Origin of the sequence: Arsenicibacter rosenii (assembly GCF_001870735.1) — a bacterium.
Classification (GTDB): Bacteria; Bacteroidota; Bacteroidia; order Cytophagales; family Spirosomataceae; genus Arsenicibacter; species Arsenicibacter rosenii.
In genome coordinates this window covers 1-387 of record NZ_MORL01000300.1, presented here as the reverse complement: position 1 = coordinate 387, position 387 = coordinate 1, and the positions used below count along the sequence as shown (strand labels likewise).

Here is a 387-nt window from a genome sequence, read left to right as displayed (position 1 = left end):
TTCGTCGGACAACCTGGTCGACTGGCATGACGAGGGGACAATGCTGGATTTGCCGAAACAGGTTTCGTGGGCCAACCGGAATGCGTGGGCGCCGTGCATTATAGAGAAAAAAATAAANCCGCAGCTCAGAAAATCGGCGTGGCTACGGCCGAAGATCCCGCCGGTCCTTTTACCGACTCCGGAAAACCCCTGATCGCTCATAAGCCCGACGGCGTAAAAGGGGGGCAGGAAATCGATCCCGATGTTTTTACGGATCCTGAAACGGGTAAAAGCTACCTGTACTGGGGGAATGGCTATATGGCCGTTGCAGAGTTGAATGACGATATGGTCAGCCTGAAACCGGGCACCGGAAAAGTGATTACGCCCGACAAAACATTCCGGGAGGGA

1 protein-coding gene is annotated in these 387 nt (G+C 54.1%); it reads left to right on the top strand.

All coding sequences use genetic code 11. The annotated features are described in order from the left end of the window. Window positions 1-138: 138 nt before the first annotated feature. Window positions 139-387, top strand: a 249-nt coding sequence (locus BLX24_RS33795; RefSeq protein ID WP_229201943.1) for a family 43 glycosylhydrolase, incomplete at its 3' end; no start/stop codon positions are given.